This is a genomic window from Providencia sp. PROV236 (assembly GCF_033676985.1).
In the GTDB taxonomy this organism is placed as follows: domain Bacteria; phylum Pseudomonadota; class Gammaproteobacteria; order Enterobacterales; family Enterobacteriaceae; genus Providencia; species Providencia manganoxydans.
Window position 1 is genome coordinate 3,285,670 of record NZ_CP096297.1, and the last position, 22,062, is coordinate 3,307,731.

21 protein-coding genes are annotated in these 22,062 nt (G+C 41.0%); 12 read left to right on the plus strand and 9 right to left on the minus strand.

The annotated features are described in order from the left end of the window. The 3 genes from M1E96_RS15110 to sanA all read left to right on the plus strand — a co-directional run bounded on the left by M1E96_RS15110 (position 1) and on the right by sanA (position 3,174). The gene (locus tag M1E96_RS15110; RefSeq protein ID WP_272581053.1) at positions 1 to 1,497 is read left to right on the plus strand and encodes a CoA-acylating methylmalonate-semialdehyde dehydrogenase; all 1,497 of its coding nucleotides are present in this window, start codon (positions 1 to 3) and stop codon (positions 1,495 to 1,497) included. Between the two features lie 117 nt (positions 1,498 to 1,614). Continuing rightward, positions 1,615 to 2,376 carry an IclR family transcriptional regulator gene (locus M1E96_RS15115; RefSeq protein ID WP_081335822.1) on the plus strand — a complete coding sequence of 254 codons (762 nt, stop codon included), beginning with the start codon at positions 1,615 to 1,617 and terminating at the stop codon, positions 2,374 to 2,376. A gap of 93 nt (positions 2,377 to 2,469) precedes the next feature. Next, positions 2,470 to 3,174, plus strand: coding sequence for an outer membrane permeability protein SanA (sanA, locus tag M1E96_RS15120; protein WP_070924975.1), 705 nt, complete (start codon positions 2,470 to 2,472; stop codon positions 3,172 to 3,174). A 43-nt stretch (positions 3,175 to 3,217) separates the two neighbouring features. Here the strand turns inward: sanA and yeiB are convergent, their stop codons facing one another. Next, positions 3,218 to 4,378 (minus strand): DUF418 domain-containing protein YeiB, encoded by a 1,161-nt coding sequence (gene yeiB, locus M1E96_RS15125; RefSeq protein WP_369427529.1) that lies wholly within the window; start codon positions 4,376 to 4,378, stop codon positions 3,218 to 3,220. 6 nt (positions 4,379 to 4,384) lie between these two features. Further along, on the minus strand, positions 4,385 to 5,044 hold the full coding sequence (folE, locus tag M1E96_RS15130) for a GTP cyclohydrolase I FolE (protein WP_070924976.1): 660 nt from the start codon (positions 5,042 to 5,044) through the stop codon (positions 4,385 to 4,387). A 497-nt stretch (positions 5,045 to 5,541) separates the two neighbouring features. Between folE and moeA the strand changes: the two genes are divergently transcribed. The 3 genes from moeA to M1E96_RS15145 all read left to right on the plus strand — a co-directional run bounded on the left by moeA (position 5,542) and on the right by M1E96_RS15145 (position 7,996). Then, complete coding sequence (gene moeA, locus M1E96_RS15135; RefSeq protein WP_272581054.1) at positions 5,542 to 6,783, plus strand: molybdopterin molybdotransferase MoeA; 1,242 nt, start codon at positions 5,542 to 5,544, stop codon at positions 6,781 to 6,783. A 2-nt stretch (positions 6,784 to 6,785) separates the two neighbouring features. Then, entirely contained in the window at positions 6,786 to 7,538 is a 753-nt protein-coding gene (gene moeB, locus M1E96_RS15140; RefSeq protein ID WP_349485653.1) for a molybdopterin-synthase adenylyltransferase MoeB, read from the plus strand. 122 nt (positions 7,539 to 7,660) lie between these two features. Next, positions 7,661 to 7,996: a zinc ribbon domain-containing protein YjdM gene (locus M1E96_RS15145; protein ID WP_070924978.1), complete on the plus strand. Its 336-nt coding sequence runs from the start codon at positions 7,661 to 7,663 to the stop codon at positions 7,994 to 7,996. Positions 7,997 to 8,060: 64 nt separating this feature from the next. On the opposite strand, the gene M1E96_RS15150 is transcribed toward M1E96_RS15145, so the two are convergent. From M1E96_RS15150 to M1E96_RS15160, 3 genes are all read right to left on the minus strand, one after another. Continuing rightward, positions 8,061 to 9,659 carry an ABC-F family ATPase gene (locus tag M1E96_RS15150; RefSeq protein ID WP_070925103.1) on the minus strand — a complete coding sequence of 533 codons (1,599 nt, stop codon included), beginning with the start codon at positions 9,657 to 9,659 and terminating at the stop codon, positions 8,061 to 8,063. A 329-nt stretch (positions 9,660 to 9,988) separates the two neighbouring features. Then, positions 9,989 to 10,450, minus strand: coding sequence for a GNAT family N-acetyltransferase (locus M1E96_RS15155; RefSeq protein WP_272581056.1), 462 nt, complete (start codon positions 10,448 to 10,450; stop codon positions 9,989 to 9,991). Between the two features lie 7 nt (positions 10,451 to 10,457). Next, on the minus strand, positions 10,458 to 11,036 hold the full coding sequence (locus M1E96_RS15160) for a TIGR00730 family Rossman fold protein (protein WP_272581057.1): 579 nt from the start codon (positions 11,034 to 11,036) through the stop codon (positions 10,458 to 10,460). Between the two features lie 377 nt (positions 11,037 to 11,413). Here M1E96_RS15160 and rhtA point away from each other — a divergent pair, with 377 nt between their 5' ends. Both rhtA and dps read left to right on the plus strand, forming a co-directional pair. Next, positions 11,414 to 12,301, plus strand: coding sequence for a threonine/homoserine exporter RhtA (gene rhtA / locus M1E96_RS15165; protein ID WP_070924981.1), 888 nt, complete (start codon positions 11,414 to 11,416; stop codon positions 12,299 to 12,301). 261 nt (positions 12,302 to 12,562) lie between these two features. Beyond that, positions 12,563 to 13,066 (plus strand): DNA starvation/stationary phase protection protein Dps, encoded by a 504-nt coding sequence (dps, locus tag M1E96_RS15170; protein WP_070924982.1) that lies wholly within the window; start codon positions 12,563 to 12,565, stop codon positions 13,064 to 13,066. A 220-nt stretch (positions 13,067 to 13,286) separates the two neighbouring features. Here the strand turns inward: dps and dinG are convergent, their stop codons facing one another. Beyond that, a complete protein-coding gene (dinG, locus tag M1E96_RS15175) occupies positions 13,287 to 15,404 on the minus strand; it encodes an ATP-dependent DNA helicase DinG (RefSeq protein WP_319068743.1) in 2,118 nt (705 codons plus the stop codon). A gap of 363 nt (positions 15,405 to 15,767) precedes the next feature. Between dinG and M1E96_RS15180 the strand changes: the two genes are divergently transcribed. Together M1E96_RS15180 and sseA are read left to right on the plus strand one after the other, a co-directional pair. Further along, positions 15,768 to 15,929, plus strand: a complete 162-nt coding sequence (locus M1E96_RS15180; RefSeq protein WP_175442435.1) for a hypothetical protein — start codon at positions 15,768 to 15,770, stop codon at positions 15,927 to 15,929. Positions 15,930 to 15,954: 25 nt separating this feature from the next. Continuing rightward, complete coding sequence (gene sseA / locus M1E96_RS15185; protein WP_272581059.1) at positions 15,955 to 16,794, plus strand: 3-mercaptopyruvate sulfurtransferase; 840 nt, start codon at positions 15,955 to 15,957, stop codon at positions 16,792 to 16,794. A gap of 441 nt (positions 16,795 to 17,235) precedes the next feature. On the opposite strand, the gene M1E96_RS15190 is transcribed toward sseA, so the two are convergent. The 3 genes from M1E96_RS15190 to rhlE all read right to left on the minus strand — a co-directional run bounded on the left by M1E96_RS15190 (position 17,236) and on the right by rhlE (position 19,964). Then, on the minus strand, positions 17,236 to 17,484 hold the full coding sequence (locus tag M1E96_RS15190; protein ID WP_070924984.1) for a GlsB/YeaQ/YmgE family stress response membrane protein: 249 nt from the start codon (positions 17,482 to 17,484) through the stop codon (positions 17,236 to 17,238). A 186-nt stretch (positions 17,485 to 17,670) separates the two neighbouring features. Next, a complete protein-coding gene (dusC, locus tag M1E96_RS15195; RefSeq protein WP_070924985.1) occupies positions 17,671 to 18,612 on the minus strand; it encodes a tRNA dihydrouridine(16) synthase DusC in 942 nt (313 codons plus the stop codon). Further along, positions 18,612 to 19,964: an ATP-dependent RNA helicase RhlE gene (gene rhlE, locus M1E96_RS15200; protein ID WP_140186352.1), complete on the minus strand. Its 1,353-nt coding sequence runs from the start codon at positions 19,962 to 19,964 to the stop codon at positions 18,612 to 18,614. The genes dusC and rhlE overlap by 1 nt, the downstream gene beginning before the upstream one ends. Positions 19,965 to 20,257: 293 nt before the next feature. Here rhlE and cecR point away from each other — a divergent pair, with 293 nt between their 5' ends. Together cecR and hlyD are read left to right on the plus strand one after the other, a co-directional pair. Continuing rightward, positions 20,258 to 20,944 (plus strand): transcriptional regulator CecR, encoded by a 687-nt coding sequence (cecR, locus tag M1E96_RS15205; protein ID WP_140180628.1) that lies wholly within the window; start codon positions 20,258 to 20,260, stop codon positions 20,942 to 20,944. 115 nt (positions 20,945 to 21,059) lie between these two features. Next, positions 21,060 to 22,052: a secretion protein HlyD gene (hlyD, locus tag M1E96_RS15210; RefSeq protein WP_070924986.1), complete on the plus strand. Its 993-nt coding sequence runs from the start codon at positions 21,060 to 21,062 to the stop codon at positions 22,050 to 22,052. Positions 22,053 to 22,062: the final 10 nt, after the last annotated feature.

The window sequence follows — 22,062 nt, forward strand, 5'->3', positions numbered from 1 at the left end:
ATGAGTATCGTTGGACACTTTATTAATGGCGCAAGCAATGAAACCCATTCACGCTTGCAAGATATTTATAACCCAGCGACGGGTGAAGTCAGTCGCCAAGTTGCCATTGCCCCCAAAACAACCGTAGAAGACGCTATCAGTGCAGCCCATGCCGCATTTCCTCAATGGCGTGATACGCCTCCGATGAAACGTGCACGCATTATGTTTCGCTATAAGCAATTGCTGGAAGAAAGAGCCGATGAAATTTGCCGTTTAATCGGCCAAGAGCACGGCAAAATCGTTCATGATGCAGCCGGTGAATTGCAACGTGGTATTGAAAACGTTGAATATGCCTGTGGTGCACCAGAGATCTTAAAAGGCGAATTCAGTAAAAACGTCGGCCCTGGCATTAATTCATGGAGTGATTTCCAACCTCTAGGCGTAGTTGCGGGGATCACACCTTTTAACTTTCCTGCCATGGTACCGCTTTGGATGTATCCACTCGCCTTAGTTTGTGGTAACACATTTGTGCTTAAACCCTCAGAGCGCGACCCTAGTGCAACCCTATATATCGGTCAGCTATTAAAAGAAGCAGGGCTACCTGACGGCGTATTTAATATTGTTAATGGTGATAAAGAAGCCGTAGATACCTTATTAACGGATAAACGTGTTAAAGCGGTGAGTTTTGTTGGCTCTACACCTGTTGCTCAATACATTTATGCAACTGCAACCGCTAATGGCAAACGCTGCCAAGCGCTTGGTGGAGCTAAAAACCACGCGATTGTTATGCCAGATGCGGATATGGAAAACGTGGTTAATTCACTGTTAGGTGCCGCTTTTGGCTCTTCTGGTGAACGTTGTATGGCGCTATCGGTGGCTGTCGCTATCGGTGATGACATTGCTGATGAGTTGGTTAGCCAACTGAAAGATAGAATGTCATCACTAAAAATGGGCGTTTACAGTGATAAAAATAACGATTTTGGCCCTGTGATCACCCGTGAACATCAACAAAAAGTATTCGGACATATCACTAGCGCAGAGCAACAAGGTGCGACTATCGTTGTCGATGGCCGTAAAACACAAGTCAGTGGTTATGAAAACGGCTTCTTTGTTGGCGCAACACTCATCGATAATGTGACGACACAAATGGATAGCTATCAGGCTGAGATTTTTGGCCCTGTGCTACAAGTGATCCGTGCTAAATCCATGCAAGAAGCGATGGATATGATTGATGAACACGAATACGGCAACGGGACTTGTATTTATACGCGCGATGGTGAAGCGGCAAACTACTTTGCTGATTACATTCAGGTAGGAATGGTCGGGATCAATATTCCACTCCCCGTTCCGGTGTCTTACCACAGCTTTGGTGGATGGAAAAATTCGCTATTTGGTGATTTACATGCCTATGGCCCTGATGGTGTACGTTTCTATACTCGCCGCAAAACGATCACACAACGTTGGCCATCAGCTAACCTGCGTGAAGGCGCTGAATTCTCCATGCCAACCATGAAGTAACTTACCTGCGCTTCTCTCTGATCAAGGGAAGCGCGCTCATTTCCCCAATAGATTTCTTGATTCGCGCCTGCGATAATGCCAACATAACCAAAAATTTATGTTAAGAGAAACCGCATATTGAATACGCAGCATGATAAAAGTTCAGCCGTAACACGAGTTTTGGCGATCCTTGAACATATTGCCAAATCAGATAATCCTCTTTCACCTGCTGACATTGCCCATGATTTGGCGATCCCCAAACCAACTGTTCACCGCCTACTTGCTCAATTGAAACAAGATGGCTATTTGCAAATGAATTTGCGTGGGCTCTGGGAACCTGGTAACCGCTTTTTTCAAATATCACAAGGCGTTTGGAATAGTGTTCGCTTTAAATCCGCACGCCAAGTCATTCTCAGAACACTTGCCAATGAAATCAATGAAACCTGTGGGATATCCGTACCCAATGGGTTAGAAATGCTGTATTACGAAAGAATTCAAGCCAATTGGCCTTTACAAATTAATCTACCTGAAGGTAGCCGTACACCTTTATGGTGCACCGCCAGCGGCAAATTGTATCTTGCTAGTCTCAGCGAATCTAAACGGCAAAGCTTACTAAAAGCACTTCCTATTCATCAAATGACCCGCAATACATTAGTTGATATGTTTGAACTGAATGCGCAAATTGATAAGATTGCACACATGGAAATCAGTACAGATAATGAAGAGTTTATTGATGGCATGGTGGCTTGTGCAGTTCCCGTTAAAGATGAAAAAAATCGATTAATTGCTTGTATTTATACCCATGCTCCGGCAATTCGCACACCGCTCGAATCACTACTAGAATTCGTGCCCGTGATGCAAAAATCAGCACAAGCCCTCAGTCATCTCGAATATTGTTAATCCATTGACAGGATTTTACGTTGCTCGACTTGCGTCACCAATTTAAGTCAAGTAGCCTTACTATTACGACTATTAAAAATTTAGGCTAGGACAATGCGGAAACGTCTGCTTTATGGTCTGATCATCATTTTAGGGATAGCGTTAGCAACGATTATTTTACTTGACCGTTGGATAGCTTGGGACACCGCTCCGTATATTTATGAAAATGTCGAAGAGCTTCCCGCGCGTGATGTTGGGATGGTATTAGGTACCTCTAAATATTATGCATCTGGCGCAAAAAACTTATATTACAGCTATCGGATCCAAGGCGCTGCTGATGCCTACCACAGTGGCAAAGTGAAATATTTGCTACTCAGTGGTGACAATGGCGCTCATAGCTACAATGAACCCATCAATATGCGTAAAGACCTAATTAACGCAGGTGTTCCTGCATCAAAAATTGTGCTTGATTTCGCTGGGTTTAGAACACTGGATTCAGTGGTACGTACCAAAAAAGTCTTTGATACTGATAACTTTACTATTATCACTCAGCGTTTCCATTGTGAGCGGGCATTGTTTATTGCAAAACATAAAGGGATCGATGCTCAATGTCTTGCGGTTCCAACACCAAAAGCGATGTTTAAAGTGAGAGTGCGCGAGGTATTTGCTCGTTTAGGTGCGTTAGCAGATCTCTATATTTTAAATCGAGAACCTAAATTTTTAGGGGAACAAGAGTCGATCCCCGCCCCGATAAAAATGCCCGAGGGGATTAAAGGCTACCCAGCGGTCTCACCAGATGAAATAAGCAAAAACTTTTAATTTGTTTCAAGGTAACCAATATCATTTGGTTACCTGATTAACTTTAACGCAAAACAACATATAAGCGATCGGTTAACTTACGCCATAGCCATTCTATCGGCCCTTGGTTAAAAAACCGTAACCAGCAATAAGAAAATAGCATGTTAACTAACCAAATCGGCACAATAAATCCCAGTAATTCACTCCGTGAAAAAGAATTAAAATAGCCTAAATGATAAAAAATGGTAGTACAAATCAGTGTTTGCAATAAGTAATTCGTGAGAGCCATGCGACCAATAGATTGTAAGATTTTTGCCATTAAACGACCTTCAATCGTCTGCCAAAAACCATAAACTAAGGCGATATAACCGAGGGATTGTAACGGTATCATCAATTCATTAATGATATAGCCCACGATTGATGTTGAAAAATAACTCCATCCAAATCGACTCTGCAAATACAGAGACACTAGCTGTACCAATAAGGCGGGAAAAATGAATATTAATGCCATGCGTCGATAATGCTGAGTACTAAATCGCCCTTGTAGCCAACCATTACGCAATAGTAGAAATCCTACGATCATCAGCCCCAATAATTGCCAACCATACTGAATGAATAACATTTCAATCATATTCCAAACAGATTGCGCTCTATAGGTTAGCCCTACCATCCCCCCCGTTGTTTTTTGTAATAACTCGAAGAGGGCTTGTTCATCAGAAACAATCCAAAAATCATTGGCATCGATTAAGCTACCCAATACAAACAAAATCATCAGGCCAATGACATAAATAGCACAGGCAATCTTAAGTAAACTGTATTCACTTTTTTGATAAAACAATAATACTGCAACCAGCCCTGTTAATGCATAGGCCAGCAAAATATCACCTTCCCAAAATCCAACACCATGAATAATACCGAAAATAGCTAATATCACGAGACGACAGGCATTCCATAGTTGCCCTCGCTGATGCAATAACGCTAATGTGGCACCAAATAAAATTGAGAAAATGGCTAGGAATTTACCTTGAACCAACAGGTTGAAAATCACCCAAATAGTGATATCAGGTGTCTCTACAGATGAGGTGTAAACGGGATTCATATATGCCATTTGCGGCAACGCAAATCCAAAAATATTCATTAATAGAATACCAAGAATTGCTATGCCGCGAACTGCATCAAGACAATAAATACGCCCTTGAGACTCAGGCGATACTGTTGCTGCCATCATAAGTTATTGATGACGTACCGCACGCAAAAACTCTTGGCGGGTATTTTGGCTCGATTTAAATAATCCACCTAAGGAAGTCGTGGTTGTTGCACTGGTTGCATCACGAATACCACGCGCTTTCACACAATAATGCACTGCATCAATACATACCGCGACATTATTGGTATCCAATAAGGTTTGTAATGCGACTAAAATTTGCTGCGTCAGACGCTCTTGTACCTGTGGGCGCTGTGAGAAAAACTGCACGATACGATTAATCTTTGACAGGCCGATCACTTTATCTTTTGGAATATATGCAACTGTCGCTTTACCGTCAATAGTGACAAAATGATGCTCACAAGTGCTAGTCAGGGTAATATCACGCACCGTAACCATTTCATCAACCTTCATTTTATTTTCAATGACGGTAATTTTAGGGAAGTTGGCGTAATCTAAACCTGAAAAAATTTCATCAACATACATTTTAGCAATACGTTTTGGTGTATCCGCTAAACTGTCGTCCGTTAAATCTAAATTCAGTAACTTCATGATCTCTGTCATGTGCCCTTCAATCAGTTGCTTACGCTCTGCGCCTGATTTAGGCTGAATGCGTAATGGGGTTTCTAACCCTCTAGCTTCCAACGCAGCATGAACCAGCTCGGCTTCTTTACTCAGAGATGACATTCGATTCTCCACAAACGGTATATACTCGTCATACTTCAAGTTACAGTGTTGTTGACTTCGTTCACTCGCACTAGCCACCCACTGCTATGGGCTCCTAGCGACTCACTGGTCGCCTAACTGTAACTTGAATTATTTAAAGCATAACGATTTTTATAAATATAAAATTGCAGGTGTGCGCGTACTCTAAAACAGCAAGTCTAGATAATCCAGCGTTACATCTGTCGATCATATGAAATATTTGCATGCAAAAATGTTCATTTCTTCACGACCATTTTTGCTATCACTATGGATATATCATTATTTAACTATAATTAATAACATAATTGCAGTCATCTCGTTTATTCAGTGCAGCAATAGTTCAAAATCGCACAATCCGACTAAACGTTATTATTCGTCAATATCTACTCATTCACCCAATGCGTTATCTCTGACATAATAAGCAGCACAACACGATTTAAGCCTCAATGGCAAAGTAAAATTATAGGGGTAATATAATAATGGATATGTGTCATACCGCAGGGCTAATTTCACTGGAGCAGGCATTAGAAAAACTTTTTTCACAAACACAAACCATCACCTGCTCAGAAACTATTCCACTCACTGACGCGACACAGCGCATAGCTGCAACCGATATTATCTCTCCGATCAATGTTCCGCCATTTGATAACTCTGCAATGGATGGCTATGGACTGCGTTTTAGTGAATGGGATGGCAAAACGCCGATGCCAATAGCAGGTAAATCCTTCGCTGGGCAGCCTATGCAAGGTGAACTTCCTCAAGGTAGCTGTGTTCGTATCATGACCGGTGCCCCCATTCCTCATGGGGTTGATACCGTGATCATGCAAGAAGAGGCCGAAGAAACAGCACAAGGGATCCTGTTTACAGGGACCGTAAAAAAAGGCAGCAACATACGCCGTGCGGGCGAAGATATTGCTAAAGGTAGCAGTGTGATCCCAGCAGGAACCTTACTTTCTACCGCACAATTACCGCTGATTGCCTCATTAGGGGTGTCCACTGTGAATGTTTATCGCCGCTTAAAAGTTGCCGTATTTTCAACGGGCGATGAGCTGCAAGCTGTTGGTTTGCCACTAGCTGAAGGTCAAATTTATGATACCAACCGTTTTACGGTTCGCTTGATGCTTGAAAAACTGAACTGTGAAATTATCGATCTTGGTGTGATCCCTGACTCTCCTGAAAAACTGAAGCAAACGTTTATTGAAGCTGATAAGCAAGCCGATTTGGTGATCAGCAGTGGTGGCGTCTCTGTTGGTGAAGCCGATTACACAAAACAAATCTTAGATGAACTCGGCCAAATTGGTTTCTGGAAGCTAGCGATTAAACCGGGAAAACCATTCGCATTTGGTAAACTGAGTTCAGCGTGGTTCTGCGGGCTACCGGGAAATCCTGTCTCAGCCGCATTAACTTTCTACCAATTAGTGCAACCATTGATTGCTCGCCTAGCAGGACATAGTCAGTGGAAAGCCCCTGCGCGATTTAAAGTTCCTGTCACAACACCTTTAAAGAAAAGCCCTGGCCGTCTTGATTTCCAACGCGGCGTGCTTAGTGTTGATAATCATGGCCAGCTACAAGTCGCAACAACTGGCCACCAAGGCTCTCATGTTTTTAGCTCATTTAGTCAAGCCAACTGCTTTATTGTGTTGGAAAGAGAGCGAGGTCGAGTCGCTGCCGGTGAGACCGTTGATGTAGAAATGTTCAATTACTTACTGAAAAGTGAATAGCTATTGTGCAAGAGTTAACTGATACAGAAATGCTGCGCTATAACCGCCAAATTATTTTGCGTGGATTTGATTTTGACGGGCAAGAAAAACTCAAAGACAGTAAAGTGCTGGTGATTGGTTTGGGTGGCTTAGGCTGTGCAGCAACTCAATATCTTGCCGCTGCGGGGGTGGGTCAGCTGACCCTCGTAGACTTTGATACGGTCTCTTTATCTAATTTACAGCGACAAACGTTGCATCGAGATGCAACGATTGGACAACCTAAAGTCGATTCGGCTAAAACACAGCTTGCTGCGATCAATCCTCATATTAATATTACCACTATTTATGCCCAACTCGATGATCAGCAGCTTGATGAACTGATTAAAAATCATCAGGTAATTTTAGATTGTACTGATAATGTCGCAATACGTGAACAACTTAATCGTTTGTGTTTTAGACGTAAAATTCCATTAGTTTCAGGCGCGGCCATCCGTATGGAAGGGCAATTATCCGTTTTTACCTATCGCGATGATGAGCCTTGCTACCACTGTTTAAGCCGCTTGTTCGGCGAAAATAGCTTAACTTGTGTAGAAGCAGGGGTAATGGCACCACTGGTTGGTACCATTGGTACCTTAGAGGCGATGGAAACCATAAAATTATTAACTCAGTATGGCAGAGTGAATGTAGGTAAAGTGCTATTCTTTGATGCCATGACGATGGAATTTCGCCAATTCAAACTGATGAAAGATGTCGATTGCGAAGTGTGTGCTCGCTGATCAAAGTTAAGAATAATCCTAAAAACTGGATTGTTTTTGCTTTAACCTTATACTATCCCCTTTCGTGGTGGCTCAACAACCTTCAGTCACCCTTTTTAGATAAGTAACTGAGAGTATTTAATATGCAATTCCCTCCTTGCCCAAAATGTCAGTCTGAATACACCTATACTGATAACGATATGTATATTTGCCCTGAGTGTGCGCATGAATGGAATGATGCCGAACCCGTTGTAGAAAGTGATGAATTGATCGTTAAAGATGCCAATGGCAACTTGCTGGTAGATGGCGATACTGTCACTGTCATCAAAGATCTCAAAGTAAAAGGCAGTTCATCAATGTTGAAGATTGGTACTCGAGTGAAAGGCATTCGCTTGGTCGAAGGCGATCACAATATCGATTGTAAAATTGATGGTTTCGGTCAAATGAAACTGAAATCTGAGTTTGTTAAAAAGAACTAATTAACAACCCGTTAAAACAAAAAGACCTAGCCGATGGCTAGGTCTTAGATTGTTGACTAACGTATTATTCTACAACACCTTGACTCTTCAGGTACTCATCATAAGTACCTTTAAAATCAATCACTTTATCTTCTTTGATTTCTAAGATACGACTTGCTAATGAGCTGACGAATTCACGGTCATGTGAAACGAAAATCAAAGTCCCTTTATATAGCTCAAGCGCTAAGTTAAGAGACTCAATTGATTCCATATCCAAGTGGTTAGTAGGTTCATCCATAATCAAAATATTTGGTTGCTGCATCATCAGCTTACCAAATAACATGCGCCCTTGCTCACCACCAGACAGTACGGAAACTTTTTTCTTAATATCATCTTGAGAGAATAACAAACGCCCTAAAATACTACGAACGGCTTGCTCATCATCACCTTCATTTTTCCACTGGCTCATCCAGTCGAAGACATTCAGATCGGTTTCAAAATCTTCTGCATGATCTTGCGCATAATACCCAATAGTGCTGTTTTCAGACCATTTCACTGTGCCGCTTTTTGGTGGTAATTCACCCACCAGCGTTTTCAAAAATGTCGTTTTACCGATACCGTTAGCACCGATCACCGCCATTTTTTCGCCAACTTCTAGCAGTAGGTTAAGATCTTTAAACAGCGGCGCTTGATCATAACCATTCGTAACTCCCTCTAGTTCCAATGCATTACGGAACAGTTTTTTCTCTTGTTCAAAACGAATAAATGGGTTTTGACGGCTTGAAGCTTTCACTTCATCAAGCTGAATTTTATCAATTTGACGCGCACGAGAAGTCGCTTGTTTTGATTTTGATGCGTTTGCACTGAAACGGCTAACAAATGACTGTAATTCAGCAATTTGCGCTTTCTTCTTCGCGTTATCTGCGAGCAGACGCTCTCTTGCTTGCGTCGCCGCAATCATATACTCATCATAATTACCCGGGAACAGGCGCAATTCACCGTAATCTAAATCGGCCATGTGCGTACACACGGTATTGAGGAAGTGCCTATCATGGGAAATAATGATCATGGTGCAGTTACGTTCATTGAGAACTTGCTCTAACCAACGGATCGTATCAATATCAAGGTTGTTCGTTGGCTCATCAAGCAACAAAATATCTGGATCAGAGAACAGTGCTTGCGCCAATAGAACACGCAATTTCCAACCCGGAGCGACTTCGCTCATCGGGCCATAATGTTGCTCAACAGGGATCCCAACACCTAATAGTAATTCACCGGCACGAGCTTCGGCACTGTAGCCATCCATTTCACCATAAGCGACTTCAAGATCGGCGACACGGTAACCATCTTCTTCACTCATTTCAGGAAGTGCGTATATGCGGTCGCGCTCTTGCTTCACATTCCATAGCTCGGTATGCCCCATGATCACAGTATCCAATACGGTGTATTCTTCGAAAGCAAACTGATCCTGACGCAACTTACCAAGGCGTTCATTAGGATCAGTAGTATTGACATTACCCGAAGTTGGCGTGAGATCTCCGCCTAAAATCTTCATAAATGTTGATTTACCGGCGCCATTTGCACCGATCAATCCGTAACGGTTCCCTGTCCCGAATTTAACTGAAATATTTTCAAACAGTGGCTTACTGCCAAACTGCATAGTGATATTGTTTGTCTGTAACACTTCTATGCCTTTAAGTTTACGATGTCGAGATACCCCACCAAATAGCGGCGCATTATGCCACAATCAGACGATGAGATCTTGTGCTGTTTATGCAGCCCCTAGTAATAACCTCGGCACTTTGCGGTATATACTCGTCATGCTTCAAATTGTAGGAGGTTGGCAGGCCATACAGTTTATCTCTGCTGCTCCACCTATCTACATTTGTCGTCTACCTACACCATGCATTATTTAGAGTATAGATGCCATGTAAATGGCTATTGTATGGAGATTGAAATGATGAATATTTTTACAATGGTGGCTTAATCGATATTAAGCCACACTCCGATTTGTTAATCTAATTTAATACCCATTGTACGCGTAATTTCTGTAAGACCTTCTCTTTCATAAAATTTTATGGCTTGATGGTTTTGCGCTAGCACAGAAAGTTCTAAATGGCTCAAATTATTATCTTTAGCCCAAATCTTCATTTGCTCAATAAATTGGTGCCCTATTTTTTGTCCTCTTAATTCAGGTGAAACGACGAGATCAAAAATATAAGCAAAATCACGAGCAACCATACAATTATATGGATCTGCCGATTGTCTTTGTGCAAAACAAAAGCCTTTAACTTCTCCCTTATATTCAGCAACTAACAAATTAAACTTGTCATCTGTAATCGCATTTTCTACGAATTCAGTCGCTTGCTTAGCTGGCTGTAATCTTTCCGGATCAAGTGCTGCCATTTCTGAAAATAACAATTCATACAAAGAAAGCACGGCTTCTAGATCTTGTTTAACTGCACATCGGATCATGCAAACCTCATTTATCATAAGTTTTTACTGATGGTGCAACATAAGATTCAAAACGCTCTATCAATGCTGCTGGTGAAGTTTCAACAATCGCCATATGACGATATTTTTCCTGTAAAAAAGCTTCATCAGCCATTTTATTCGTCATATCGATCAGGGGCTGCCAATAATCATTAATATTAAATAGTCCGCAAGGTTTGGTATGTAGACCAATTTGGCTCCATGTAAACACCTCACTGAACTCTTCAAGCGTGCCATAGCCACCAGGTAAAGCAACAAAACCATCAGCTAATTCAATCATTTTGCTTTTACGTTGATGCATTGTTTCTACTTTATACAATTCAGTTAAATTTTTATGGGAAATTTCACGTTCTTCCAAAAGCGATGGGATCACCCCAATAGCTTTGCCTCCAAGTGATAAAATTGTGTCTGCAACTGTCCCCATAATGCCAACACTCGCACCACCATAAACTAATGTGATATCACGTCTGACCATTTCTTCAGCAAATTGGATGGCCTGCTGCTTATATATTTCACTCGCTCCCATGCTTGAACCACAATACACTGCAATACTATTAATTTTTCTCATTTTTTCCTCGTTGTTATAGTGTTTTTTTAACGGAAAATAATTATACGTCACATCCTGATAAGCTCAACATTCGAAATTGAGGCCATTCCATATAGCCTCCTTTCTAGTCAATGACATTCAATATGAGTCTTAGAAAAAATCATGTTTTATTGTGCTCTATATTTTGTAAACACATATTAACTAGAGCTAATTTATGCGATAATCATAGTAATGCCGTGCCAACTTTCGGTATTCACCAAATATTATGCATTTTATTTCTTAGTAGATTATTTATTCAAAAGTGACGAGTCTTTTTACTGGTCTATACTCTAAATAATTCGACTACTGCATTTGATATGTGACAAGTATATTACGTATTTCTGGGGTTTAATTATATCATGTCTGCCGACACCAAAAAGAGCGCGTTTCCCTTATTACCTGTAGGGTTGCTGTTACTCGCAATGACGTCAATTCAGGGTGGTGCCTCTCTGGCAAAAACACTTTTTCCCGTTATCGGAGCTCCCGGTGTAACTGGACTGCGCCTATTACTTGCTACCATTATTTTGTTTATTATTTTTAAGCCTTGGCGTTTAAAATTTAGACGTAGCTCCCTTGTTCCTCTATTAACTTATGGTATCTCATTAGGCACCATGAATTATCTGTTCTATTTGTCACTTGAACGGATCCCTCTAGGAATAGCCGTAGCATTGGAATTTACTGGCCCCTTAGCCGTCGCGATGTTTTCATCACGCAGACCAATTGACTTTCTGTGGATCGCTTTAGTTATTGTTGGATTATTATTTTTATTGCCTATTAGAGGTGATATCGGTGAATTAGATCTTGTGGGTGCACTCTATGCTCTCGGCGCGGGTGTGTGTTGGGGAATTTATATTATTTTCGGCCAACGTGCTGGCGCCGGCTATGGTGCCGCAACCGTGGCAATAGGCTCTTTTATTTCGGCCATGATATTTTTCCCTATAGGGTTAATGCAAACCGGTGTTGAAGCCATGTTTGACCCTGCTATACTCCCTTTAGCGCTCGCAGTTGCTATTCTTTCTACTGCATTCCCCTATACACTGGAAATGATCGCCTTAACACGCCTTCCAGCAAAAACATTCGGTACATTAATGAGCCTTGAACCTTGTATGGGAGCATTTATGGGAATTATTTTCCTTCAAGAACATTTAACTGCAACTCAATGGTTAGCATTATTATGTATTGTTTGTGCTTCAATTGGTTCAACATCTACAGCACGACCTAAAACAAAAATAGAAAAAGTTTCTTAAATCAGCAAAATAAAAAAATATAGAATTAAGGTTAATATTTTCATTAACCTTAATTTCTTGTAAAGTTTATTTCATATTGTTGAAATATTAGCTCATTAAAACTATCCTATATTTAAATAACATTTAATTAATTTTTTCTTAATATCGAATATGCCTATTAAAGTAATAGAATATTCCATTATGACAATTTAAATTCATTTCGTTATATTAGTTAACAGAAACAGAGATTAACTAAATAATTTAATTATAAGAGGATAAATTATGAGTACAGCTAAACTAGTTACCGCACCTCAAACAAACCTTTTATATACACGTAATGACGTTGAAGATAGCGTTAAATTAGAAACTATTGATATGTTAAACGTGATGGTCGTGCATTTTACCGACCTATCGTTGATGACCAAACAAGCTCACTGGAACATGCGTGGCCGTAACTTTATCGCTGTTCATGAAATGCTTGATGGCTTTCGTAGCAGCTTAGTAGAGCATCTTGATGAATTTGCTGAACGCGCAGTTCAACTAGGCGGTGTTGCAATTGGTACTACTCAGCAAGTCAATAAGTTTACTTCACTGGAAGCTTACCCAATTGATATACATGATGTTCAGGATCACCTCAAAGCGTTAGCTGATCGCTATGCCGTTGTTGCGAATGATATTCGTAAGGCAATTGATGAAGTGGAAGATGAAGACAGTGCAGATATGTTTACTGCCGCATCTCGTGATCTCGATAAGTTCTTATGGTTCTTAGAAGCAAATATTGAGTAATGTCGTTAAAAATAGTCAACCTCGATTGACCCTTTAGGGCTCCATAAAAAGGAGCCCTAGGTTGTTGACGAAGCGGGGCAAAAGCGTGGTTTTTCCCCGCTTCGTGTTATTAGCTGAAAATCAATAAATTGATTTTCCTCGTTGATTTCAAAAACCTTAACGACTGCCGCCAAACAGAATACGTTTGTCAGCAGTCTGAGGGCTCCATAAAAAGGAGCCCTTATTTTTTATCGCTACTATTTGGCATTACAGGCCTTTCAATAGGAAAAACAGGTAATGAGTTAAGTAATCGCTTACCATAATTTTTAGTGATTAAGCGTTTGTCATAAATAATAATTTCGCCATAACACTCATGGCTGCGGATCAAACGCCCTGCTTGCTGAATAAGATTAAAAGATGCACTAGGTAAGCTTTGTACCTCAAATGGATAACGTTTTAGTGACTTCAACCACTCTCCCTCCGTAATAATCACAGGATTGGTCACAGGTGGAAAAGCAATTTTATGAATATGTACCTGAGTTAGATATTCACCTTTTAAATCAAGCCCTTCAGCAAAAGACTGCAAACCGATTAATGCGCTGACTAAGCCTTTATTAATCCGCTCACAATGGGTTTCTACCAAACGATACCGTGGTTGATCGCCTTGCACTAATAGTTGCAAACGCAAATCTTTCACATGTTCTAAAAAGCCCTCCATCGCTCTCTGGCTGCTGAATAACACCAACATTCCACGATGAGTCTCTTTTTCCAATTCATTGCGAAAATAAGTTGCCATTTCAGCTAAATGTTCCGCTTCATTGGCCATTGTTGGCTCATTGACCATTTGTGGAATAATCAGCTTCCCTTGCTCAATGTGATTAAAAGGGGATGATAAAGTGACAAACCTGTCATCACTTTTCTCTGACAAGCCACTCAATTCTTGGAAACGTGAATAACTATTGAGCGAACGCAATGTCGCCGAAGTGATCACGATATGCGGTACATTACGCCATAAAAGCTGCTGTAACTGCTCACTAACTCGGATCCCTGCGCAATGCATAAATAAACGCGACTGATTTTTTTCATAACGGCGGCTAAGCCATTTAGAAACAGGCGCTCCTGATGTTTGATCTAGAGCTGCTAAACGCCACAGCTTAGCCATATTTTCAAAATACCCCATTGCCCTGCTGGTCAACAAAATAGAACGATGTAAACGCACAATATCCTGTTTCGCTGTCTGTTCTGTTAAATCATTTAAAATAGACTCAGCGAGTCCCTTGAGTGCATCAGTTAATTTAAACAGATCCTGACAACATAGCTGCATGGCTTCAGGTAATTGCCCCATCGGAAATAAGTACTCACTTTCTTTCGATGTTTCTGGCAACAATGCTTGGGTAAGTAATGAGAAGTCACGAAATGCAGCTCTTAATTTTTCTGCATGTTGTTGTAGTCGTTCTGGATTTGCCAATTTTGGCGGCTTAGCTGGCCTAAACTGAGCAACATATTGCCCAACATGATGGATAAAGTTATCCACTTGTGCAGTGAGTTGAACTAAAGTAATTTCCCCCTCCACCTCTAACGCATCCCTCGCAACATCAGGGACATGATGACCTTCATCAAGCACTAAAAGCAGTTTTTTGGGTTCAGGCAATACCGACTCACTTTCCATTGCCGCCATCACTAAAGCATGGTTAGCGACAACCACATCAGCATCTTCAATTTCACGGCGGGCAATAAAAAATGGACAACGCTGATAAAATTGGCAATTGCGCCCTAAGCAATTCATTTTATCTGTGCTTACTTTGCGCCATAAACTATCACTGAAAGAACGTTTATGATGATCTCGTAAACCATCCCACGCAAAGCTATGAAAATCATTACGCAGCTGTTGGCATTGTGCCCTTTCCTCACTATTCGCAATCTCAGCTTTATCTTCAACCAATAGCATTAAGTCTATTTGCTCACCTTCAGCTGCACAAATAGCTTCAAGATTTCTAGGGCACACATAGCGTGCACGGCCAAATGCCCCTGTAAATTTAAGATCCGGAATAATTTTACTGAGTAGTGGCAAATCCTTACTAAAAATTTGATCTTGTAACGCAACGTTAGCCGTACTCACAACTAATGTTTTGCCTTCTTCACGGGCAACGGCAATCCCTGGGATCAAATAAGACAACGTTTTTCCTACGCCAGTAGGCGCTTCAATAACTAGATGGCGCCCCTCTTCATCCGCTAAGTTTTTTGCAACTTCTGCTATCATCTGGCGCTGAGGAGCGCGGGAAACGAACCCGTCAATTTGTAATGATAACCCTTTGTACCATTGAGTTATGTGTTCTTTGATTTTGTTTGACAGGGACATAGGACTCGCTGTTATTTAAATAAAAAATGCAGGCATGCTATCTATCAAGCTACGACTCGATGTGGAAAAACAACTGATACCACTCACGTGTACGCGTCATTCAGCGTTTTAATGATTTACTTTTCAAATGGTTTTCACATATAGCATAAGCCAAGTAGGCCAATAGGTAGCAATTTACAATGATGTCATTGCAAAGCGTTTCGCAAAAACTACTGTTTAAAAAACCATTATGCCACAAAATTGGGAACAGGTTGGCAAATTAGCAACTGTTGTGCACAAAAAAGAGTATTTAACTTGTCTGCAACAAACATCAGGTTATACTTTAACTCTGTTTTTTACTTAAGCTATAGATAGGCTAGAAAAATGAAAATGGTTGTTATCGCACTTTTTGCGCTCTGTGCATTCGGTTCTGTTGGCGGAATTGTCTTAGCGGGTATGAATATTTATACACGCTCAACCACACCTATTGAGCAAAACCAGTCACAGCAACCCTCAATTTTGCCATCAGTGGGGCAGGCCCAATAATATTAAATCAGGATGAAGACTATTTATGTATGACGCTCACTTCGTTACCCCTAAATGGTTACATGACCATTTATCAGATCCTAACCTTATCGTACTAGATGCTTCATCTCCTCCACCCACTGCACCATATGATTGCCGGCAGCGTTGGCGAGAAGAGCACATTCCAACAGCCCAGTTCTTCAATCAAGACGAAGTCGCTGACACAAGTATTGATTTACCGCATATGCTGCCTGATGCAGACACCTTTAACCATGCAGTCAGCAATATGGGCATTGGCAACAATAGCCAAGTCATCATCTACGCTCAAAACAATTTATTTTCTGCACCGCGAGCATGGTGGACATTTACCACGATGGGTCATAAAAATGTGAAAATTCTTGCAGGTGGTATTGAGGCATGGAAGGCTGCTGGTTTTGCCACTGAATCAGGGGAAGTTACACCTCCACCAGCACAAAATTATACAGCTAACCGCCACGATGCAAATGTATTGAATCAAACCCAAGTACTTGAGTTAGTTAAACAAGGACAAGTGCAAATTATTGATGCACGCGCTGCCGCACGTTTCTTGGCACAAGCACCTGAACCACGTCCAGGCTTACGAATGGGACATATCCCAAACAGTAAAAACATGCCTTGGGATCTCTTAGTTGAAAATGGCGAATTTAAATCCCCTGAGCAACTGAAAGCCCTATTTACTGAACAAGGTATTGATATTCATGCCCCTTCAGTCACAACATGTGGTTCTGGAATGACAGCGGCGGTCGTTCTTATGGCATTAACATTACTTGGTAATACACATGTTAGGTTATATGACGGTTCATGGGCTGAATGGGGTCAAGATAACGGGTTGCCTATCGAAGCGTAAGCAAAATAATTAATCATCCCTTTATATATTCAGGATGCAGCTAAGCGACAAGCGAGGATAGACGAGGAGCATAGATAAACTCTGTAATTCGCTAAGCGTAGTCAATAACCCTGCATCTTCAAATATAACGTGTATAACAGGTTCAACAAAAGGGATGATATTAATAGAGCAAGTTATTTCAGATTCAGTTTCGATTCGAAATAAAAACTAATGATATCGCTATTTAATTTGCATAAACGCTGCGGCGATATTTTTTTTAATATTATTAAAACCGACTTAATTGATAGACATACAAAAGATACCGTCATTAATACAACATCATTCACTTTGAACAATATTACAGCCTTGTATATAAGAACATATTAAATTCTCCTAAAAAATAAACCACAGCATAACTGTGGTTTATAAGGGAATTTATTTTGTCTGACAATGACAACTCTATTATTTAGCAAAAATACCAGCTAAAAATAACACCACAATGGCACCGATTACTGCAACAACAAAACTACCAAAGTTGAAGCCATCTACCCTACCTTTACCAAAGAATGTACTGATGTAACCACCTACAACAGCACCGACAATCCCAAGGACAGTTGTCATCACAAAACCGATCTGGTAGGTTCCGGGCATGATCCATTTAGCCAATATACCTGCAATAAGACCAAATATAATCCAAGAAATAACCCCCATCATAGACCTCCATACGTAATTGAATCAGGTAAAATAGAGCTTAACTCAATTAAATTGCCATACGATGACATTCGACTTAAACCCAATTTTAATCACTTAAAAGTAAATTAACAGTTTAAGTAAAGATCTAATACGCTATTTTGGCAACTAAAAATCCATTGTTTGCCTAAAAAACAATCATCTCACTTAATTATTTACTTCTTTTTCGATGATCTCAGCTATCTCACTGGCACGCTTTAAAGCGCGAATATGCGAAAATAGCTCATCAGCCTGTCTATATTCTTTACGTAAATAACCTAACCACTGCTTAATACGTGCAGCATGGTAGTGCCCTGTATCACCTAGTTTTTCAAGCTCTGTATATTTTAAAAGCAACTGACCAACTTGCTCCCAAGCCATTTTAGGCTGATTTTCTTTTACGACATAGCTAAGGTTTGGTGTATTGAGAGCGCCACGTCCGATCATAATTGCATCACAGCCAGTGATATCTAGACAACGTTGTGCACTTTCGTGATCCCAAATTTCACCATTAGCGATCACAGGGATTGAAAGGCGGCGACGAATATCACCAATCGCCTGCCAGTTAATTCTTTCTGCTCGATAACCATCTTCTTTAGTTCGCCCATGTACCGTCAACTCGCTAGCGCCTGCTTGCTGTACGGCATCGGCAATTTCATGGCAAAATTGGCTATCATCCCAACCTAACCTAATTTTCACCGAAACCGGTAACTCTTTTGGGACAGCTTCTCGCATAGCTTTTGCTGCTCGATAGATAAGGTCGGGCTGCTTTAAGAGGGTCGCACCACCACCATGGCCATTCACTGTTTTAGAAGGGCACCCACAATTGAGATCAACGCCCCAAGAGCCTAACTCAACCGCACGATTGGCATTTTCAGCCAACCATTGCGGATGCTGCCCTAGCAGCTGTACCCGTACTAAAGTACCCGATGGCGTCCTGCTACCATGGCGCAATTCAGGGCAAAGTCGATAGAACGTTTTAGCTGGTAGTAACGTATCAACAACCCGTACAAACTCCGTAATACAGAGGTCATAGTTATTGACCTCACTGAGTAGAGTTCGAACTAATGAATCAAGAACCCCTTCCATGGGGGCAAGCAAAACACGCATTAACCTTCACCGTGACTCTGACGCACTTTCTTTTGTGCGCTTTTCCATGGAGACGCCGCGGCTGGTTTGCCTTTTGCTGCATTAGCTCGTTCACGGCGTGGCTTTCCTGTACCTTTTTCTTGATTTGAGCGGGAACTACGTTTCTCCCCACTACCACGTCGATCATTATTTCGTTGAGGCCCTTTTTGAATTGGCTCAGGCTTAATTGATGGGTCAGGTTCATAACCATCAATTGCCATAACGGGAATTGATTTCTTCAATAACTTTTCAATATCTTTTAACAGTTTAAGTTCATCCACACAAACCAGAGAAATCGCTTTACCTGTCGCCTCTGCTCGCCCGGTACGACCGATACGATGAACATAATCTTCTGCCACATTGGGTAGCTCAAAATTGACGACATAAGGCAATTGTTCAATATCCAGACCGCGAGCGGCAATATCCGTTGCAACTAACACACGAATATCACCTGATTTGAAATCAGCTAATGCACGAGTTCGCGCACCTTGGCTTTTATTACCATGAATAGCTGCTGCTTTGACGCCATCTTTATTTAAGTGCTCAGCAAGGCGATTCGCGCCATGTTTGGTTCTGGTAAAGACGAGCACTTGCTGCCAGTTTTCACGACCAATCATATGCGACAATAATTCAGCTTTACGTTTTTTATCAACATGATGTACATATTGAGTCACTTGCTCAGAGGCTGAATTACGTGGAGCAACTTCAATCGTTACTGGGTTATTCAATAATTTGTTAGCCAACTGTTTAATGTCATCTGAAAAAGTGGCAGAAAATAGTAAATTTTGACGTTTTTTTGGTAATTTATTAATCACTCGACGAATATCATGAATAAAACCCATATCCAACATACGGTCTGCTTCATCAAGGACAAACACTTCAACTTGCGATAAATCCACCGCATTTTGATGTTCTAAATCGAGTAAACGGCCCGGTGTTGCGATCAGGATATCTACCCCACCACGCAGTTTCATCATTTGTGGGTTAATACTCACACCACCAAATACCACAAATGAACGTACTCTTAAGTGGCGGCTATATTCTTTAACATTTTCAGCAACCTGTGCAGCAAGTTCACGGGTTGGTGTTAAAATTAATGCGCGAATAGGTTTTCTGTCTTTCCCTACTCGTGGAGTAGAAATTAATTTTTGTAAAATAGGTAAAGTAAAACCCGCTGTTTTACCCGTTCCTGTTTGTGCACTCGCTAAAAGGTCATTACCTGCAAGCACGGCAGGGATTGCCTGCTGCTGAATTGGCGTAGGGGCTTCATAACCTAGCTCGTTTATTGCAAGCAGGATTTCCTCGTTTAACGCGAGGTCAGAAAAAGTAGTCAAATTAAATTGCTCCAGACTTCACCCCTCTGAATAATCAGAGGCAGTTCGAGGGGAAGGATCATATCAGAGAAGAAAAAGTGCAAACTGCCGTGCTATTGCTAAAAATTCTAACATTATTTAAGCCTAATAAGTATATTAATTTAGTTTAGAAAATAAATTAATATAAAATCACCTCAATATAGTATATATAACTATTAGACGCTAGAAGCTATCGTTTTCTGTCACCGATTTACGTTAAAAGCCGTGTAGAGCTAGTTAAGGTGACATTTAATTTTGACTGTTAAGGAACCTGCATGATCATAAACACACCATCAACAAATCGAGGAGAACACGCCAGAGAGCAGTTGTTATACGCAGCTGCTGATGTCTATGGTGAATTAGGTTTAGACGGAGCAACCACCAGAAAAATTGCTCAAGTATCGGGTCAAAACATCGCTGCCATTTCCTATTACTTTGGGTCAAAAGAAGGGCTGTATTTAGCGGTAGCCCAATTAATTGCTGACACGGTAAAAGAGAATTTTTGCCAAACATTAACGGAGATTGATGCCTATCTTGAACTGACCTCCCCTGATCCCGATGAAGCAATCAAGCTGCTACAAAAAACCCTAGTCGGATATAACTATTTTCAACTGGAGAAAAAAAACCTGAGTTTCACACGGATCCTTTCAAGGGAACAACTCAATCCTACTGAAGCTTATACCATTATTCATGAACAAGCCCTTGGCCCTATTTATACAAAACTCAATAGGCTTATCGCTATTTATATAGGGTCTGATCCTAATAACTTAACCACATTAATACAAACTCATGCTATTTTGGGGGAAACCCTATCTTTTCGCATTGCGAGAGAAACCCTTCTACGACAAACTGGTTGGAAACACATTAATGAGGATGAATACAAAATCATTAATCAAGTACTTATCGAGCACACCAATATTTTATTAGAAGGATTGCGTCATCGCAAAGAAGCTGAAAAGTGATATGATTAATCTATAAAAAATGATTATAGATTATGGTCGCAGTATTGATAGCAGACAGATGTCACTATCAATATTGCGACTGAAGTAGGTATCACTGACTCGAATAAGGCTAATTATGAACAATAAACGTCGTTCTATTTTTATCATTTTTATTGTCATAGTCATCGGTCTCATTATAGGTGGTTATTATTGGTATCAATCACAACAAGATAAAACATTAACCTTATATGGCAATGTTGATGTTCGAACAGTAAACCTTGGCTTTCGAGTTGGAGGGAAACTTACGGCTTTAGCCGTTGATGAAGGTGCTAAAATTAGCCAAGGGCAATCATTAGGGCAACTTGATGATGCACCATATATTAATGCCTTAAATAAAGCCAAAGGAGTTAGAGATAGCGCTAAAGCCCAACTAACGATGAAAGAAAAAGGCTATCGAACTCAAGAAGTTGCTCAAGTAGAATCCGAAGTTGCACAAAAACAAGCTGCATGGCAATACGCAGAAAGCTTTTATAAACGTCAACAAGGGTTAGCGGCTTCACGCGTGATTTCAGCAAATGAATTAGATAATGCCAAAACAAATCGTAACCAAGCGCTTGCTGCCTTAAAAGCAGCACAAGACAAACTCAATCAGTATCAAAGCGGGTTTCGCCAAGAAGAAATAGCGGCAGCACGAGGCGAATGGCTGCAAGCGGAAGCCGCTGTTGCACAAGCTGAATTAGATTTAGCTGACACACAGTTAATCGCCCCTTCTGATGGCACAATCCTCACACGAGCAATCGAACCAGGTACCATTATTGGCGCAGGGAATACCGTATTCAGTGTCACATTAACGGATCCAGTCTGGGTGCGGGCTTATGTCAATGAACCTAATTTAGGCTTAGCGGTACCCGGTAAAGAGGTTTTACTGTATACCGATAGCCGCCCAAATACGCCTTATCACGGGACAATTGGTTTTGTCTCACCAACCGCTGAATTTACGCCTAAAAGTGTCCAAACACCTGAACTCCGTACCGATTTAGTTTATCGATTACGCATTATCGTTAACGACCCAGATGATGCATTGCGTCAAGGTATGCCAGTCACTGTCCGCTTTACTCATACTGAGTAATAGAGTTCAT

What these genes read in the sequence shown, in the direction of transcription:
- M1E96_RS15145 (WP_070924978.1), top strand. Translation starts at nt 7,661, where the DNA reads ATGCAATTCCCTCCTTGCCCAAAATGTCAGTCTGAATACACCTATACT.
- sseA (WP_272581059.1), top strand. Translation starts at nt 15,955, where the DNA reads ATGTATGACGCTCACTTCGTTACCCCTAAATGGTTACATGACCATTTA.
- moeA (WP_272581054.1), top strand. Translation starts at nt 5,542, where the DNA reads ATGGATATGTGTCATACCGCAGGGCTAATTTCACTGGAGCAGGCATTA.
- M1E96_RS15190 (WP_070924984.1), bottom strand. Translation starts at nt 17,484, where the DNA reads ATGGGGGTTATTTCTTGGATTATATTTGGTCTTATTGCAGGTATATTG.
- dinG (WP_319068743.1), bottom strand. Translation starts at nt 15,404, where the DNA reads ATGTCCCTGTCAAACAAAATCAAAGAACACATAACTCAATGGTACAAA.
- hlyD (WP_070924986.1), top strand. Translation starts at nt 21,060, where the DNA reads ATGAACAATAAACGTCGTTCTATTTTTATCATTTTTATTGTCATAGTC.
- dps (WP_070924982.1), top strand. Translation starts at nt 12,563, where the DNA reads ATGAGTACAGCTAAACTAGTTACCGCACCTCAAACAAACCTTTTATAT.
- M1E96_RS15110 (WP_272581053.1), top strand. Translation starts at nt 1, where the DNA reads ATGAGTATCGTTGGACACTTTATTAATGGCGCAAGCAATGAAACCCAT.
- rhtA (WP_070924981.1), top strand. Translation starts at nt 11,414, where the DNA reads ATGTCTGCCGACACCAAAAAGAGCGCGTTTCCCTTATTACCTGTAGGG.
- M1E96_RS15155 (WP_272581056.1), bottom strand. Translation starts at nt 10,450, where the DNA reads ATGATCCGATGTGCAGTTAAACAAGATCTAGAAGCCGTGCTTTCTTTG.
- cecR (WP_140180628.1), top strand. Translation starts at nt 20,258, where the DNA reads ATGATCATAAACACACCATCAACAAATCGAGGAGAACACGCCAGAGAG.
- M1E96_RS15180 (WP_175442435.1), top strand. Translation starts at nt 15,768, where the DNA reads ATGAAAATGGTTGTTATCGCACTTTTTGCGCTCTGTGCATTCGGTTCT.
- folE (WP_070924976.1), bottom strand. Translation starts at nt 5,044, where the DNA reads ATGTCATCTCTGAGTAAAGAAGCCGAGCTGGTTCATGCTGCGTTGGAA.
- sanA (WP_070924975.1), top strand. Translation starts at nt 2,470, where the DNA reads ATGCGGAAACGTCTGCTTTATGGTCTGATCATCATTTTAGGGATAGCG.
- dusC (WP_070924985.1), bottom strand. Translation starts at nt 18,612, where the DNA reads ATGCGTGTTTTGCTTGCCCCCATGGAAGGGGTTCTTGATTCATTAGTT.
- M1E96_RS15160 (WP_272581057.1), bottom strand. Translation starts at nt 11,036, where the DNA reads ATGAGAAAAATTAATAGTATTGCAGTGTATTGTGGTTCAAGCATGGGA.
- yeiB (WP_369427529.1), bottom strand. Translation starts at nt 4,378, where the DNA reads ATGGCAGCAACAGTATCGCCTGAGTCTCAAGGGCGTATTTATTGTCTT.